Here is a 15,518-nt window from a genome sequence, read left to right as displayed (position 1 = left end):
CTCCAGCGTCCGCGCGGTCAGGAGAGGTGGACGTACTCGTACTCGAAGGGCTGTCCGTTGATGCCGGAGCGGGGCGGTGCGACCCAGCTCGCGATCTTGCCGGGTTCGTACACGGGACGCATCAGCGACCGCACGTACGCCTTGTCCTCCTCGGTGGGCAGCCAGTCGTCCCGCCGGGCCGCCCAGTCCTCGGCGCTCATCAGCCGCCCGTCCGGGGAGAGGTGGTGCCCGGCGAACGCGCCGACGTGCCGGTTGAACCCGACGTGCGGCAGGCGCAGCCGCAGGTCGACGCCCGCGTTCTCCAGGATGCGGTTCCACCGGTTCATGCCGCTCTGGCAGTCGGCGACGTACTCGCAGCGCAGATCGTGGTTGAGCGCGACCAGCGCGGGCGTCTCGACCTCCACGACGCGTCCGTCGCGGACCTGGGCGACGGCGGCGACGTCCTCGGTCAGCAGGTGGTCGTCCTTGCGGCGCTCCTCCTGCCAGCGTCCCTTGAGCCCGCCGGTGAAGTAGTTGGCGACGTTGGTGGAGGTCTCCGAGCCGAACAGGTCCAGCGAGACGCTGTAGTGGAAGTTGACGTACTTCTGGACGATCTCCAGCGGGATGCCGCCGTACGGGCGCACGTCGTCGGTGTCGTGCTCGCGCATGAGCTGCGCGGTGCGCTCCACCACCCGGTCCACGCCGGTGGTGCCCACGAACATGTGGTGGGCCTCCTCCTTGAGCATGAACGCGCAGGTGCGCGACAGCGGGTCGAACGCGCTCTCCTTGAGCGTGCCGAGCTGGTACTTGCCGTCCCGGTCGGTGAAGTAGGTGAACATGTAGAACGCCAGCCAGTCAGGCGTCTCCTCGTTGAACGCGCCGAGGATGCGCGGGGAGTCGTCGCTGCCGGAGTTGCGCCGCAGCAGCGCCTCGGCCTCCTCCCGCCCGGTGCGGCCGAAGTAGGCGTGCAGCAGGTAGACCATCGCCCACAGGTGACGGCCCTCCTCCACGTTCACCTGGAACAGGTTGCGCAGGTCGTACAGGCTGGGCGCGGTCATGCCCAGGTGCCGCTGCTGCTCGACGGACGCGGGCTCGGTGTCGCCCTGCACGACGATCAGCCGCTGCAGGTCCGCGCGGTACTCGCCGGGCACCTGCTGCCAGACCGGCTCGCCCTTGTGCTCGCCGAAGGCGATGCGCCGGTCGGGGTCGCGTTCGGCCAGGAAGATCCCCCACCGGTACTCCGGCAGCGGCACGTGCCCGAAGTGGGCCCAGCCCTCGCGGCCGACGGACACGGCGGTGCGCAGGTAGACGTCCCTGGTCGGCAGCGCCGGGCCCATCTCGCCCCACCAGCGCAGGAACTTGGGCTGCCAGGACTCCAGCGCCCGCTGGAGCCGCCGGTCGCCGGACAGGTCGACGTTGTTGGGGATCCGCTCGGTGTAGTCGACGCTCGTGCTCATGGGTCACACCCGCTTCCGGTCGAGGACGGCCTTGCGGCCGGTTCCGTAGCTGCGCAGCGCGCCGTCGGGTCCGGCGGCGTTGGGGCGCTGGAAGATCCAGTTCTGCCAGGCCGACAGCCGGCCGAAGATCTTGGTCTCCAGGGTCTCGGGACCGGCGAACCGGTGGTTGGCCTCCATTCCGGTCAGCGCGTCGGGGCTGAGCGACGCGCGTTCCTCCAGGGCGATACGGACCTCGTCCTCCCAGTCGATGTCGTCGAAGGCGAAGGTCACAAGCCCCAGGGCGGCCGCTTTCACCGCGTCGACGCGCGCGCCCGCCTCGCCGCGCAGGCTCTCGGCCTTTCCCGGGGTGCCGTGGAAACGCGACTGGAGGCGGGTCAGGCCGTTGCCCATGGGGTAGGCGCCGAAGTTGGCGTCGCCGAGGACGATCACGGCGGGGTCGGCGTCGGGGTCCTCGTCCTCGAAGACGCCGTCGAGCATGTAGGAGCGGTCGCAGGCCAGGGCCAGCTCCAGCAGCGTCCCGGCGAAGCAGCTCCCGGGCTCGATCAGCGCGATCAGGCTGCGGCTGGTGACGTCCAGGCGCTTGAAGGTGCGCTTGGTGTAGTGGCGGATCTCGTTGACCAGCCAGTCGCCGGCGTGCTCGGCCAGCAGCGCGTCGTGGGCGAGGACGCGGTCGGCGTCGCCCACCGTCTTGATCACCCAGGTGCCGATCTCCAGCTCGTTGGTGCGCAGCCGCAGGATGAGGTCGTCCAGTTCCCGGGTGAACGCCAGCGGCCAGAAGGCGGCGCCCTGCGCGTGGATCCCGGCGAGGTCGGCGGGCGGTCCGGTGTCCGGGCCGCGCACGGTGAGGGTGGCCAGCCCGGCGGCGCGGTCGAGTTCGGCCGTCACGTACCGGTAGGTGATCGCGTCGGCGGTCTCCGTGCGTTCCAGCGGGGTCAGGGTGATGCCTTCGGCGTCCCCGGGCCGGGACGAGCGGGCCGCGGCCTCCTCGGCGCGTCGCCGCACCGTCTCCTCGAACCGGCTGCGCGGGACGGCCTCGTCCACCAGCCCCCAGTCGACGGCGGTGGCCCCGCGCACGCCCTCGGCCCGGGTGGCGAACACGTCGGCCAGGTCGCGGCGGACGCCGCGCTTGTCGACCACCCGGGTCAGCCCGCCGGTGCCGGGCAGCACGGCCAGCAGCGGAACCTCCGGCAGGGACACCGCCGTGGACCCGTCGTCGACCAGGATGATGCGGTCGCAGGCCAGCGCCAGCTCGTACCCGCCGCCCGCGGCCGTGCCGTTGACGGCCGCGATGTAGGTCTGGCCGGAGTTGGCCGTGGCGTCCTCGATGCCGTTGCGGGTCTCGTTGGTGAACTTGCAGAAGTTGACCTTCCACGGGTGGCCGGAGCGGGCGAGCATCCGGATGTTGGCGCCCGCGCAGAACACCTTCTCCAGCCCGCCGGTCAGCACCACGGCGCGCACCTCGGGATGCTCGAAGCGCAGCCGCTGGACGGCGTCGTACAGCTCGATGTCCACGCCCAGGTCGTAGGAGTTCAGCTTGAGCTCGTAGCCGGGGACCAGGCCGCCGTGCTCGTCGACGCGCAGCACGATCCGGGCGATCTCCCCGTCGATCTCCAGGGCCAGGTGCCGGTAGCCGGCGGGATGGGCGTCGAACGAGACCCGCGGCGGGTCGTGTTCGGTGCCCGGCTCGGCCGCCGCGGTGACGGACATGTCGGCGCCTCCTTCGAGTGTGTTCTCCCTCACTCTCATCTTTGACGTAATTCTGCAGTTACGTCAATACTGTGTAGCACGTTGGGGGCTGGGATACTTGGGGCCGCACCCGACCCCGCACCCGACCGAGGGAGGCTGGATGGCCACGACGGAGCCGGTGCTGTCCCGCCGGCACAACGTCGGCGGGACCAGTGCGCGCTCGCTGCTGCTCACCGTGCTCGGCGAGTTCGTGCTGCCGTCCGGCGAGCCGGTGTGGACCTCGACGCTGCTGCGCGTCCTGGCGGGCCTGGGCGTGGAGGAGAAGTCGGCGCGGCAGGCCGTCAACCGCACCGCCGCCGACGGCTGGATCGTCTCGGCACGCGACGGCCGCCGCGTGCGCTGGGACCTCACCCCGCCCGGCCGCCGCCTGCTCACCGAGGGCGCGCAGCGCATCTACTCCTTCGGCGCCGACCGCCGCGCCTGGGACGGCCGCTGGCTGATCGTCATGGTCTCGGTCCCCGAGACGCGCCGGCGGCTGCGCCACCAGCTGCACACCCGGCTCGCCTGGGCGGGTTTCGGCAACCCCACCGCGGGGCTGTGGGTCAGCCCGCATCCCGAGCGGGAGGCCGAGGTCAAGCAGATCGTCGGCGACCTCGGCCTGGAGGCGTCGGCGTTCTCGTTCACCGGCCCGTTCGCGGGCATCGGCTCCGAGGCCGAGCTGGTCGAACGCGCCTGGGACCTGGCCGAGGTCGACTCCCGCTACGCCGCGTTCCTGGACGAGTTCTCCGGCCTGCGCCCCGAGCCGGGCGACGAGACGCTGTTCGCCCAGGTCCGGCTCGTCCACGAGTGGCGCCGCTTCCCCTTCCTGGACCCCCAGCTCCCCGACGAGCTGCTGCCCCCCGGCTGGATCGGCCGCCGCGCCCGCCACCTGTTCGACGACCGCCACACCACCTGGCAGCACCCCGCCCGCGCCCACTGGCAGACCCTGGCCACCCGCCCCTGAGTCCGGCGGCGGACCGGGTCAGGGGGCCGCGGACTCCGGTGCGGGAACGGCGGCGAGACGCGGCAGCAGCCCGCGGCCGGCGCGCAGGCGGGCCAGGGCCCAGGCGGCGGCGACGGTGGCCAGGGCGCAGGCGGTCCCGGCGAGCATGAGGGCGGCGCGGGGGCCGAGCGTGTCGCACAGGTAGCCGAGCAGCGGGCCGCCGACCGCGCCGGACGCGGCGCCGACCATGCCCTGGGCGGCGATGACGCGGCCGCGCAGGTGGCCCGGGTTGTCCAGCTGGACGCGGGTGCTGACGGTGGTGTCGATCAGCACGGCGGAGGCGGCGACGGGCAGCATCAGCGCGCCGAAGGTCGCCAGGTTGGGCGCGGCGCCGCTGAGCAGCTGGCCGATCGAGCACAGGAACGCCGTCACCAGCAGCAGGCGCAGCGGCAGCCGGGCACGGGCCGCCGCGTACGCGCCGCCGAGGACGGTGCCGACCGCGAACGCCACCGACAGCGCCCCGTACCCGGCGGCGCCGCCGTGCAGCGGGCCCTGGCTCATGGCGGCCATGGTCACCTGGTAGTTGCGGCCGAGGCTGCCCAGCATGAACGCCAGGAACAGCGTCACCAGCATCCACGGGGTGCGCAGGACGTGCCGAAATCCCGCGGCGACGCCGCGTTCGGACGGCGCGCCGGGCGGCAGGACGTGCAGCTCGCGGGTGCGCATCAGCAGCAGCGCGACGATCACGGCGCCGAAGCTGGCGGCGTTGGCGGCGAACGCGCCGGGCACGCCCGCCAGCGGGATGACGACCCCGGCCAGGCTCATGCCGAGGATGCGGGCGCCCGAGCTGAGCAGCGAGCCCAGGGCCAGGCCGTTGGACAGGTCGTCCGGGCCGACCACCTCACCGCCGAAGCGGCCCAGCGCCGGGCTGGTCAGCGCGGTGACCATGCCGGAGACGAACGAGATCGCGTACAGGCCGGAGATGGAGCCCGGCGGCCCGGCGGCCAGCACGGCCAGCAGGGTGGACAGGCCCGCCTGGGCGATCTGCCCGGCCAGCACGACGCGGCGGGCGGGCAGCCGGTCGGCGATGACGCCGCCCCACGGCCCGAGCAGCATGGTCGGCAGGGCCTGCAGGACCAGTCCCATGCCGACGCTGGTCGCCGAGTGGGTGAGGGTCAGGATCAGCCAGTTCAGCGCGAGCACCTGCATCCACGTCCCGGTGACGGAGATGAGGTCCGCGACGGCCCAGAGCCGGTAGTTGTGATGGCGCAGTGAGCGCAGCATCGCCGGCATGTCCACGTCGTTCGCTCCTTGGTCGGGGGCACCAAGGACTGGAGAACGGCATGGGACTCGCTTTACCTTCCGAATTGACCGCCTTTATGACTAACGTCACGTTTAGCCGGTTATTTAATACCCGAATCCCCTTTCGCATGATTTGCCTGCTATATAGGCGTACCCGCCGACGACCTAGCCGGCCGCCGGCGGGTGCGGGCACGCGTAGGGCCGGACACCCCTGGTGAGGGTGCCCGGCCCGTTGTCAGCGCGTCACTTGAACGCGGGCATGATCTCGTCGGCGATCAGCCGCAGCTGGGTGTCCACGTCGGCGACGTTCTCGACGTCGCGGCCGGTGAACGACTTGACCAGCGCCGAGTCGGTGATGGCGCAGATCATGTGGTTGACGCCGGTCGGGGCGATGTCGCGCTGGATCTTCTCCAGCACCTCCTCCGGGGTGCCCGCGATGGACAGCTTCTCGGTGATCTCCGGGGTGGTCAGCTCGATGCCCTTGGCCAGGTCGCCCGCGCCGATCGCCTCGATGATCGGGGCCACGTCGGCGGGGCTGACGCCGTTGCGCTCCAGCTGCTCGGCGGGCATGGCCGAGGCGTACAGGCCGACCATGCTGCGCGCGGCCTGCTTGGCGGCCTCGGAGTCGCGGCCGACGGCGAACACCACCCAGGCGCCGATGTCCAGGGTCGAGGCGTCCTTGCCGGCGCGCTCGGCGCCGATCCGGAAGTGCTTGACCGCGTACTCGTACGCCTCGCGCGAGTAGCTGAGCGCGTGGTGCACGCCGTCGGACAGCTCACCGGCCGCCTCGAACGACTTGGGCCCGCGCATCGCGCCGATCTTCACCGGCAGCCGCTCCTGGACGGGACGGGCGAAGGTGAAGAGGCCGTCGTAGGAGTAGAACTCCCCGTCGCGGGTGATCGTGCCCTCGTCCAGCAGGGTGCGGACGACCTGCACGGCCTCCTTGACCCGGGTGAGCGGCTTGGTGCGGGTCCAGTCGATCTTGTACTGGGCCAGCACGCCGAAGTTGCCGCTGCCCAGCACGACCTCGGCGCGGCCGCCGGTCAGCTCGTCGAGGGTGGCGGCGGCCTGGGCGATGAGGGTGGGCTCGCGCAGGGTGACGGCCGACACCGACGGACCCATGCGGATCTGCGAGGTCTGGGCGGCGGCGGCCGCGAACAGCAGCCACAGGTCCTTGTGCCAGGGCTCGTCGGCGGCGTAGCAGGCGTAGAAGCCCAGCTCGTCCGCCAGCTTGATGGAGGCGAGGGATTCGTTCAGCGGGTAGTCGGGGAGCATGGCGTAGCTGAACTTCACGAGCGAAGCATCTCCTTCGATGTCTTCTCGGGGAAGGGACTGTGAGCGGGGGTTCGATGGTTCGGGGGGTTCGTCAGGCGGTACCTAGCCCTTGATCTCGGTCCACGCCTGCGCCCAGCGGTCGTAGTCGACGCACTCTCGTCCGTCGCCGCAGTTGGCGACGGGGGTCTTCCAGAACGCGATCTTGCGGTAGAACTCGGCGTCGCCGACGCGGTAGTCGTTGCAGAAGCCCTTGGCGGTGTAGCGGCACGCCTTGGGGTTGGCCGGGGCCTGTCCGAACCACTGGCCGACCTGGGCCTGCACCTTCGCCGTGGTGATCCAGTTCATCCACCGGTACATGCAGTTGGGGTGCTGCGCCTTGGACGAGATCATCCAGGTGTCCGACCAGCCGGTGGAGCCCTCGGCGGGGATGGTGGTGCCGACCGGCACCTTCTGGTCGCGGGCCAGGTTGGCGATCACCTGCCAGGCGGTGCCGGCGTGGGTGTCGCCGACCCGGTACGACTGGACCAGGTCCATGTAGCTGTGCCAGTAGCTGCTGACCTTGGAGCGCTGCTTGCGCAGCAGCTCCACCGCGGCGTTGAACTGCTTCTCGTCCAGCTCGTACGGGTCGGTGATCTTCAGGTCGGGCCGCTTGGCCTTGAGGTACAGCGCGGCGTCGGCGATGTAGATCGGCGAGTCGTAGGCGGTGAGGTTGGTGCCCGCCGGGGAGTTGTCCTCCCACACCACCCCCCACGACGTGGGCGGCTCGGAGAACTTGTCGGTGCGGTACATCAGCACGTTGGCGCCGTAGCCGTGCGGCACGCCGTACATCTGCCCGTTCACCGAGTTGTACGGCTGGTTCTTCAGGTACGGGGCGATGTCGTCCCAGTTGGTGAGCAACCCGGTGTTGACCGGCGCGACGTCGCCGCCGTACACCAGGCGCAGGCTCGCGTCGCCGGACGCCGACACCCCGTCGTACTGGCCGGTCTTCATCAGCGCGACCATCGCGTCGGAGGTGTCGGCCACCTTCGCGTTGACCTTGCAGCCGGTGGCCCTGGTGAACGGCGTGACCCAGTCGACGCGCGGGTCGCTGGAGCCGTCCTCGGCGTACCCGGCCCACACCACCAGGTTGACGCGGCCCTCGGTGGCGCCGATCGCCTGCTGCATCTGCACCTGCGGCAGTCCGCCGGACCGCTCGTCGCCGGACGAGCCGCTGCACGCGCCGGCGGTTGCGGCGGTCAGCACGGCGGCCGTCGCCACGGCCGCCAGCCGCCGTAGCGGCCGTCTCACCCGCGCCCCTTGCCTCGCCCGCGCAGCGGTCGGACGTTCGGCCTGGTCACGGGGCTGGAGCGAGGGCGCGGGGGACGCCGGACGCCTTGCCTGGGGACCCGGAGGCGGGCTCACATAGATCACGATCGGGTGATTCTAGGGGTCTCGGACCGTCTCACAAGGGGGATTCCGGCGGATTCATAGTTCATGTCACTTCTGGCCCCAAATCACGCTTCGCGGTAGTACCCTCTGCTGCGATCAGTGGCCGTCCCCTAACCGAGAGCTTCGTCGTGCGTGAATCCGACCGTCGAGCGGAACCGTCGTCCACCGGCCACCGGCGGCGCAGAGCAGGAACCGGACGTTTCCGGACGGTCCGCTTCAAGGTCGTCCTGCTGGTGCTGGTCTCGCTGGTGTCGCTGGGAGCGCTGTGGACTTTCGCCGCCAGCGTCACCCTGGGCGAGGGCCTGAACCTCCGCAAGATCGAGAGTGTTCAGGACCACTTCGAGTACCCGTCGGGCGCCCTGGGCAGTGCGCTGCAGGCCGAGCGCCGCGCCACCCTGGTGTTCCTGGGCAGCAGGACGCCGTCCGACCGTGCCGCGATGGAAGGCGTGCGGCTCATCACCGACCGGCAGGCCGAGGTGTTCCGCCGGCTGGCCGGCGACCAGGACGCCCAGCAGGCCGCGCCCGCGACGGCGCGCCGCCTGGCCCGCGAGATCATCAGCGGCCTGGACGGCCTGCCCGCCCGCCGTGGCGCCATCGACAACGTGCGCCTCGACCGCACCCGCGCCTTCTCCGAGTACACCCAGATCCTGGAGCGCATCGGGACGCTGCGCGGCTCGCTGTCCACCCTGGACAACCCCGAGGTCGCGCTGGACGCCCGTAACCAGGTCGCGCTGGCCCGCGCCCACGAGGTGCTGGCGCAGGAGGACGCGCTGCTCGCGGGCGCCCTGGCCGCGGGCCGGATGAACCGGGCCGAACACGCCGAGTTCGTCAAGCTGGTCGGCGCCCAGCGCACCATGTACGAGATGGCCGCCCAGGAGCTGCGGCCGTCCGAACGCACCTACTACCAGCGCGTCACCGCGACCCCCGAGTACGCCCGGCTCCGGGCGCTCGAGGACCGCTACGTCGACTCGATCCGCGGCCTGCGCGCCGCCGACGCCCCGATCTCGTGGAAGATCACCACCAACTCCAACCTGACCCGCCTGCGCGGCCTGGAGCTGTCGATGACCGCCGAGGCCGAGCGGCGCGCCGAGCCGATCGCCGACGCGATCCTGATGCGGGTCGCGCTGGCGGGCGCCCTGGGCCTGGTCGCGGTGGTCGCCTCGGTCCTGCTGGCCGTGTGGGTGGCGCGTTCGGTGCTGCGCGACCTGGCCGGGCTGCGGCGCGAGGCGCAGGATCTGGCCGACGAGCGGCTGCCCGGCGTGATCGCGCGGCTGCGGCGCGGTGAGAAGGTCGACGTGGCCGCCGAGGCGCCGCCGCTGTCGTTCGGCACCCCCGAGATCGACCAGGTGGGCCAGGCGTTCAACGCCGCACGGCGCACCGCGATCCAGGGCGCCGTCGAGGAGGCGGGGCTGCGCCAGGGCATCAGCCAGGTCTTCGTCAACCTGGCCCGGCGCAGCCAGAGCCTGCTGCACCGGCAGCTGAAGCTGCTGGACGCGATGGAGCGGCGCATCTCCGACCCCGACGACCTGGAGGACCTGTTCCGGGTCGACCACCTGGCCACCCGCATGCGCCGGCACGCCGAGGGTCTGATCATCCTGTCCGGCCAGGCGCCCGGCCGCGGCTGGCGCAACCCGGTCGCGGTGATCGACGTGGCCCGCGCCGCCGCGTCGGAGGTCGAGGACTACACCCGGGTCCAGGTGTCGCCGATGCCGCGCGCGTCGGTCGCCGGCGCGGCCGTGGCCGACCTCATCCACCTGCTGGCCGAGCTGATCGAGAACGCCACGATCTTCTCCCCGCCGCACACCACGGTCAGCGTGACCGGGCAGGCGGTGGCGCACGGGTTCTCGCTGGAGATCGAGGACCGCGGGCTGAGCATGAAGCCCCCGGAGCTGGCCGAGGCCAACGAGCGGCTGGCCAACCCGCCGGAGTTCGACCTGTCCAACAGCACCCAGCTCGGCCTGTTCGTGGTCGGGCGGCTGGCCCAGCGGCACGGCATCAAGGTGACGCTGCGCACCTCCCCGTTCGGCGGCATGACCGCGATCGTGCTGCTGCCCGAGGAGATCGTCGTGCACGAGGGCCAGGGCACCCCGGCGGGCGACGCGCCGTTCGCGCTGACCCGCCGCGCCGAGGACGCCCTGGTCACCGCGGGCGTCGTGCGCGGCCACCGGGAGCGGCCGGCGCTCACGGCGGGCGGCGCCGTCGGCGCGGTCGGGGGCATCGGCGCCCTCGGCGGCGAGCAGCCGAGCCTGGACGGGCCGCCGCCGCGGCCCACGCCCGACAACGCGCAGCCGCCGCGGGACGTCCCCGGGCGCGAGCAGCCGCCGCGGCACGCGCGCACCGTCCCGCCCGCTCCCGGGGCTCCCGGGGCGCCTCCGGCTCCGTTCGAGGATCCGCTGAACGACCCGCTGACCGGGCCGCTGCCCACGGTCGGGGCACCGGCCGCTCCCGCGCCGGAGCCGCAGTCCCCGGCGGCGCCGCCGCCGGACGCGTGGCCGGAACTGCCGCCCGAGACGCGGCCCGAGGCGCAGAAGGAGCCGCGGAAGGAGCCGCGGAAGGAGCCGCCGCCGCGGCGGCGTGCCAAGGGCGGCAGGCCCTCCCTGCCCAAGCGGGTCCGGCAGGCCAACCTCGCGCCGCAGTTGCGCGAGGAGACGGCGCCGCCGGCCGCGCCGCCCCCCGACCAGGGGCGCGTCCGTCCGGAGCGGTCCCCCGAGGCCGCCCGTGCCATGATGTCGGCGATCCAGCGGGGCACCAGACGCGGCCGGTCGGAGACCGCGGGCCCCGGTGAGGAGTCGTGACGGACGATGATCGGGCGGGACGATCACGAAAGCACCGAGTGGCTCGACGAGGAGGCGGGTCCTCTGGTGCGGGCCTACGCGCTGACCCGCGGGCGGGCGCGGCCCACCACCCAGGGCGAGGACTTCGAGATGATCGCGATCATCGCGACCGTCTCGACCCCCGCCTACGCCACGCCGGGGCTGGGCCCGGAGCACATGTCCATCCTGGAACTGTGCGTGCGGCCGCGCTCGGTCGCCGAGATCTCCGGGCAGCTCGGGCTGCCCCTGGTCGTGGTGCGGGTGCTGCTCGGCGACCTGCTCAGCCATCGCTTCATCGTGGTCCGGCGCCCCCAGCAGGAGCACCAGACCGTCACCGAGGAACTGCTCAGGGAAGTACTCCATGGACTCGAGGCGCTCTGACGCCGCCGCCGACATGCCCCTCGCGGTCAAGATCCTGGTCGCCGGGGGGTTCGGGGTCGGCAAGACAACGTTCGTCGGCGCCGTCAGCGAGATCCGGCCGCTGCAGACCGAGGAACTGCTCACCGAGCGCAGTGTCGGCGTCGACGACACCAGCGGCGTGGACCGGAAGACGACCACCACGGTCGCCATGGACTTCGGCCGCATCACCCTGCGCGACGGGCTGATCCTCTACATCTTCGGCACGCCCGGGCAGGACCGGTTCTGGTTCATGTGGGACGAGCTGTCGCACGGCGCGCTGGGCGCGGTGGTGCTGGCCGACACCCGTCGGCTGGCCGACAGCTTCCCGGCGGTGGACTACTTCGAACAGCGCGGGCTGCCGTTCATCATCGCGGTCAACCGGTTCGACGACGGCTACGACTACACCGTGGAGGAGATCCGCGACGCGCTGGACCTGTCGCCGCGCATCCCGGTGCTGCTCTGCGACGCGCGCAGCCGCGACTCGGCCAAGCAGGTGCTGACCTCGCTGGTGCGGTTCCTGATCAGCAGCCGCGGGGTGGAGCAGCCCGACCCGTCGGCGGTCGCGGGCACCTGACGCCCGGTTTTTCGGCAAAGATGGGCCTGTCCACGGCCGTGGGCGGGATGTCACTGTCTTCGGGTGCGAATCACACCCCTGCGTGCCCTCGTCCTGTCGTCGGCCGTGTCGCTGTCGGTGGTCGCCGTGCCCGGATGGGCGGCGGCCGCCGCGGCGCCGGGTGCCGCGACCGTCGTGCCGGTGCAGGTCACCGGTGAGCCCGGAAAGCGGTTCAACCTGATCGTCCTCGGGGACGGCTACACCGAGGCGGACATGGCGACGTTCCGCGCCGACGTCGACAAGCATCTGAACGTGCTGTGGAGCATCGAGCCGTTCAAGTCCTACCGCAGCTACGTCAACGTGTACCGGGTCGAGATCCCCTCCGCTGAGTCGGGCGTGAGCTGTGATCCCGACCTGGCGTCCCCGCGCAGGGAGACGCCGCTGAGGATGGCGTTCTGGGGCGGGTGCCGGCCGCAGGGGCCGCAGCGGCTGCTCACCCTCGACCAGACGGCGGCCACCCGGTACGCGGACATGGTCGCCGGGACGGGCTCGTCCAACCGGCAGATCCTGGCGCTGGGCAACAGCCGCACCTACGGCGGGGCGGGCGGCGCGTACGCCACCGCGTCCGGCGGCAACGCCATGTCCGCGCTGATCAGCCCGCACGAGCTCGGGCACTCGCTGGGCGGGCTGCAGGACGAGTACGACTACTACCAGCGCGGCGAGCCCGGCGGCACCTACACCGGCGCGGAGCCGGCCTCGCTGCACCACACGCTGCTGACCGAGGAGCAGATGCGGACGCGGCGCGCCAAGTGGTGGCGCTGGCTGGGCGAGCGCAGCGAGTCGGGCGGCACGATCGGCCGGTACGAGGGCGGGCTGTACTTCACCAGGGGCGTGTGGCGCCCCAGCGAGCACTCGATCATGAAGACGCTGGGCTACTACTTCGACCAGGTGGGCCGCGAGCGGATGACGCAGGCCGTCTCGCAGAAGGTCAGCCTGCTGCAGGACGCCACGCCCGCCGACCGTCCCGTGGGCGCCGACCGGGTGCTGTGGGTGGAGACCATGCACCCGGTGAGCCACGCCCTGCGCGTGACGTGGACGGTCGACGGCCGCACGGTGCGGGAGGGCGGCCACGACCTGGACCTTCGCCGCCTGCGCCTGCGTCCCGGCACGCACTCGGTGACGGTGACGGTCTCCGACCCCACCGGGTTCGTCCGCGACCCGGCGGTGCGCGACTCGCTGACGCGCACCCGCACGTGGACGGTGGACACCTCGCTCACCACGCCGCCGGACGGCACGCCCGACGGCCTCGCCGACAGCACGCCGGCGAACGTGCCGGTCGGCGCGCGGAGCGTCGTCTACGCCGAGACCACGCACCCGGCCAAGCGTCCGGTGAAGGTCCGCTGGACGGTCGACGGCCGTCCCGTGCGCGCCGACCGCGACCTGGACCTCAAGCGGTTGCGGCTGCGTCCCGGCACGCACCGGGTGACGGCCACGGCCGGTGAGACGACGCGCACGTGGACCGTCGACGCCACGCCGCCCGTCACCGGCTACGAGGTCTCCCGGCCCGCCGCCAAGCGGGGCGAGCACTACACCTTCGACGACCGTTTCACGTTGCGGCTGACCCCGAAGGACGACCAGGACGGTTATGTCGTGGGCGAGTTCCGGGTCGACGGGGACGGCTGGTTCACCTATTTCGGATGGCCGACCGACTCCAACGCGCCGTTCCTGTTCACGCCGGACGGCACGACGATCGACCACCTCGTCTACGGGAAACTGCCGCGCGGCAGGCACACCATCGAGTACCGGGCGATCGACGCGGCGGGCAACTACGGTTCGCCCAAGCGGTTCACCGTGACGCTGCGGTGACCGCGCCGAGAGGACGGCGCGTCGCGGCCACGGGGGGGGTGTGCCCACCGTGGCCGCGACGCGCGCCGTCGCTCCGGTTCAGGCGGCCGAGGCCGAGGACGGACGGGAGGGGCTGGGCTGCGGCAGCGGGGCCGCCGTCTCGCCTCTCTCAGCGCGGATCCGCCGCACGTGACGGTCCACCTCGTCGGCGACGTCGTCCTCACTCCACCCGAGGAACGGCGCGATCAGCTCGGCGACGGGACGCGCCGCCGCCTCCCCGCCGTCCCACTCCTCGATCGAGATGCGGGTGCGGCGGGCCAGCACGTCCTCCAGGTGCAGCGCGCCCTCGTGCGACACCGCGTAGACCGCCTCGGCCTTGAGGTAGTCGGCCGCGCCCGGGATCGGCTCGCCCAGCGCGGGGTCCGCCGCGACCAGTTCGAGGACCTCCCGCACGCACGACCCGTACCGCCGCAGCAGGTGCTCGACGCGCGCCACGTGCAGCCCGGACGCGGCGGCGAGCCTGCGGCGGTCGTTCCACAGCACCTCGAACCCCTCGGCGCCCATGATCGGCAGGCGTTCGGTGACCGACGCGGGCACGTTCTCCTCCAGGCCCCGCACGGCCGCGTCCACCGCGTCCTCGGCCATCACCCGGTAGGTGGTGAACTTGCCGCCCGCGACCACCACCAGGCCGGGCACCGGCTCGGCCACGGTGTGCTCGCGCGACAGCCGGGTCGTGTCGTCGGTGTCGCCCGACAGCAGCGGCCGCAGCCCGGCGTACACGCCCTCGATGTCGTCGTGCGTCAGCGGGACGCGCAGCCAGGCGTTGGCCTGCTCCAGGAGGTAGTCGACGTCGGCGCGGTCGGCGACGGGCTCGTCCGGGCCCTTCTCCCAGGGCGTGTCGGTGGTGCCGACGATCCAGTGCCGTCCCCAGGGGATGACGAACAGGACGCTCTTCTCGGTGCGGGTGATGAGGCCCGTGTCCATGGGGATGCGGTCGCGGGGCACGACGATGTGCACGCCCTTGGACGCCTGCACCGTGAACGCGGCGCGCGCGCCGGTCATCTTCTGCGCGCCGTCCGTCCACACCCCGGTGGTGTTGACGACCCTGCGGGCGCGTACGGCGATCTCCCGGCCGCTCTCCAAGTCGCGGACGGCGGCCCCGGTGACGCGTACGCCCTCGCGCAGGAAGCCGGTCACCTCGGTACGGGTCGCCACACGCGCGCCGTACATGGCCGCGGTGCGGGCCACCATCATCGTGTAGCGGGCGTCGTCGACCTGGGCGTCGTAGTACTGCACGGCCCCGACCAGCGCGTCGTGCCGTAGCGCGGGGGCCTGGCGCAGTGCCGCGCGCCGCGACAGTTGCCTGTGCCAGGGCAGTATGCGCGCGCCGCCCATCGTGTCGTACAGGGTCACCCCCGCGCCGACGTAGGCGCGTTCCCAGATGCGGTTGCGCAGCGGGTACAGGAACCGCACCGGGCGCACCAGGTGCGGGGCGAGGCGGCTGAGCAGCAGGCCGCGTTCGCGCAGCGCCTCGCGCACCAGCCCGAAGTCGCGCTGCTCCAGGTAGCGCAGGCCGCCGTGGATGAGCTTGCTGGACCGGCTGGACGTGCCCGACGCCCAGTCGCGGGCCTCCACCAGCGCGACCGACAGGCCCCGCGAGACGGCGTCCAGCGCGGTGCCGACGCCGACGATGCCGCCGCCGATCACCAGGACGTCGAACTCCGTCCCGCCGAGGTCGTCCAGGACCTTCTCGCGGTACCCCGGTCCGAGGGCTATGGATGTCACGTGTCGCTCCCGAT

Annotated in this window: 11 protein-coding genes; 5 read left to right on the top strand and 6 right to left on the bottom strand. The window is 72.4% G+C overall.

Annotation, left to right across the window (positions count from 1 at the left end; genetic code table 11):
• Positions 1-17 precede the first annotated feature (17 nt).
• Positions 18-1,436 (bottom strand): benzoyl-CoA 2,3-epoxidase subunit BoxB, encoded by a 1,419-nt coding sequence (gene boxB, locus ABD811_RS22370; RefSeq protein WP_344950948.1) that lies wholly within the window; start codon positions 1,434-1,436, stop codon positions 18-20.
• 3 nt (positions 1,437-1,439) lie between these two features.
• Positions 1,440-3,143, bottom strand: a complete 1,704-nt coding sequence (gene boxC / locus ABD811_RS22365; protein ID WP_344950945.1) for a 2,3-epoxybenzoyl-CoA dihydrolase — start codon at positions 3,141-3,143, stop codon at positions 1,440-1,442.
• Between the two features lie 139 nt (positions 3,144-3,282).
• Here boxC and ABD811_RS22360 point away from each other — a divergent pair, with 139 nt between their 5' ends.
• On the top strand, positions 3,283-4,125 hold the full coding sequence (locus tag ABD811_RS22360; protein WP_344950942.1) for a PaaX family transcriptional regulator: 843 nt from the start codon (positions 3,283-3,285) through the stop codon (positions 4,123-4,125).
• A gap of 18 nt (positions 4,126-4,143) precedes the next feature.
• Here the strand turns inward: ABD811_RS22360 and ABD811_RS22355 are convergent, their stop codons facing one another.
• The 3 genes from ABD811_RS22355 to ABD811_RS22345 form a co-directional block, all read right to left on the bottom strand.
• On the bottom strand, positions 4,144-5,397 hold the full coding sequence (locus ABD811_RS22355; protein WP_344951019.1) for an MFS transporter: 1,254 nt from the start codon (positions 5,395-5,397) through the stop codon (positions 4,144-4,146).
• 252 nt (positions 5,398-5,649) lie between these two features.
• The gene (locus ABD811_RS22350) at positions 5,650-6,699 is read right to left on the bottom strand and encodes an LLM class flavin-dependent oxidoreductase (RefSeq protein WP_344950940.1); all 1,050 of its coding nucleotides are present in this window, start codon (positions 6,697-6,699) and stop codon (positions 5,650-5,652) included.
• A gap of 84 nt (positions 6,700-6,783) precedes the next feature.
• Positions 6,784-7,968 (bottom strand): ABC transporter substrate-binding protein, encoded by a 1,185-nt coding sequence (locus tag ABD811_RS22345; RefSeq protein WP_344950937.1) that lies wholly within the window; start codon positions 7,966-7,968, stop codon positions 6,784-6,786.
• A 269-nt stretch (positions 7,969-8,237) separates the two neighbouring features.
• Between ABD811_RS22345 and ABD811_RS22340 the strand changes: the two genes are divergently transcribed.
• The 4 genes from ABD811_RS22340 to ABD811_RS22325 all read left to right on the top strand — a co-directional run bounded on the left by ABD811_RS22340 (position 8,238) and on the right by ABD811_RS22325 (position 13,740).
• Positions 8,238-10,904 (top strand): sensor histidine kinase, encoded by a 2,667-nt coding sequence (locus ABD811_RS22340; RefSeq protein WP_344950934.1) that lies wholly within the window; start codon positions 8,238-8,240, stop codon positions 10,902-10,904.
• A gap of 6 nt (positions 10,905-10,910) precedes the next feature.
• Positions 10,911-11,303, top strand: a complete 393-nt coding sequence (locus tag ABD811_RS22335) for a DUF742 domain-containing protein (protein WP_344950931.1) — start codon at positions 10,911-10,913, stop codon at positions 11,301-11,303.
• Positions 11,284-11,895, top strand: a complete 612-nt coding sequence (locus ABD811_RS22330; protein WP_344950928.1) for a GTP-binding protein — start codon at positions 11,284-11,286, stop codon at positions 11,893-11,895. Before ABD811_RS22335 ends, ABD811_RS22330 begins: the two co-directional genes overlap by 20 nt.
• Positions 11,896-11,958: 63 nt before the next feature.
• On the top strand, positions 11,959-13,740 hold the full coding sequence (locus tag ABD811_RS22325) for a M64 family metallopeptidase (protein ID WP_344950925.1): 1,782 nt from the start codon (positions 11,959-11,961) through the stop codon (positions 13,738-13,740).
• A 78-nt stretch (positions 13,741-13,818) separates the two neighbouring features.
• On the opposite strand, the gene ABD811_RS22320 is transcribed toward ABD811_RS22325, so the two are convergent.
• Positions 13,819-15,504 (bottom strand): glycerol-3-phosphate dehydrogenase/oxidase, encoded by a 1,686-nt coding sequence (locus tag ABD811_RS22320; RefSeq protein ID WP_425549444.1) that lies wholly within the window; start codon positions 15,502-15,504, stop codon positions 13,819-13,821.
• Positions 15,505-15,518: the final 14 nt, after the last annotated feature.

The organism is Actinomadura miaoliensis (genome assembly GCF_039536785.1).
In the GTDB taxonomy this organism is placed as follows: domain Bacteria; phylum Actinomycetota; class Actinomycetes; order Streptosporangiales; family Streptosporangiaceae; genus Spirillospora; species Spirillospora miaoliensis.
The sequence above is the reverse complement of the archived record's forward strand: the minus strand, read 5'-3'. Positions and strand labels throughout refer to the sequence as shown.

What these genes read in the sequence shown, in the direction of transcription:
- boxB (WP_344950948.1), bottom strand. Translation starts at nt 1,436, where the DNA reads ATGAGCACGAGCGTCGACTACACCGAGCGGATCCCCAACAACGTCGAC.
- boxC (WP_344950945.1), bottom strand. Translation starts at nt 3,143, where the DNA reads ATGTCCGTCACCGCGGCGGCCGAGCCGGGCACCGAACACGACCCGCCG.
- ABD811_RS22360 (WP_344950942.1), top strand. Translation starts at nt 3,283, where the DNA reads ATGGCCACGACGGAGCCGGTGCTGTCCCGCCGGCACAACGTCGGCGGG.
- ABD811_RS22355 (WP_344951019.1), bottom strand. Translation starts at nt 5,397, where the DNA reads ATGCCGGCGATGCTGCGCTCACTGCGCCATCACAACTACCGGCTCTGG.
- ABD811_RS22335 (WP_344950931.1), top strand. Translation starts at nt 10,911, where the DNA reads ATGATCGGGCGGGACGATCACGAAAGCACCGAGTGGCTCGACGAGGAG.
- ABD811_RS22330 (WP_344950928.1), top strand. Translation starts at nt 11,284, where the DNA reads ATGGACTCGAGGCGCTCTGACGCCGCCGCCGACATGCCCCTCGCGGTC.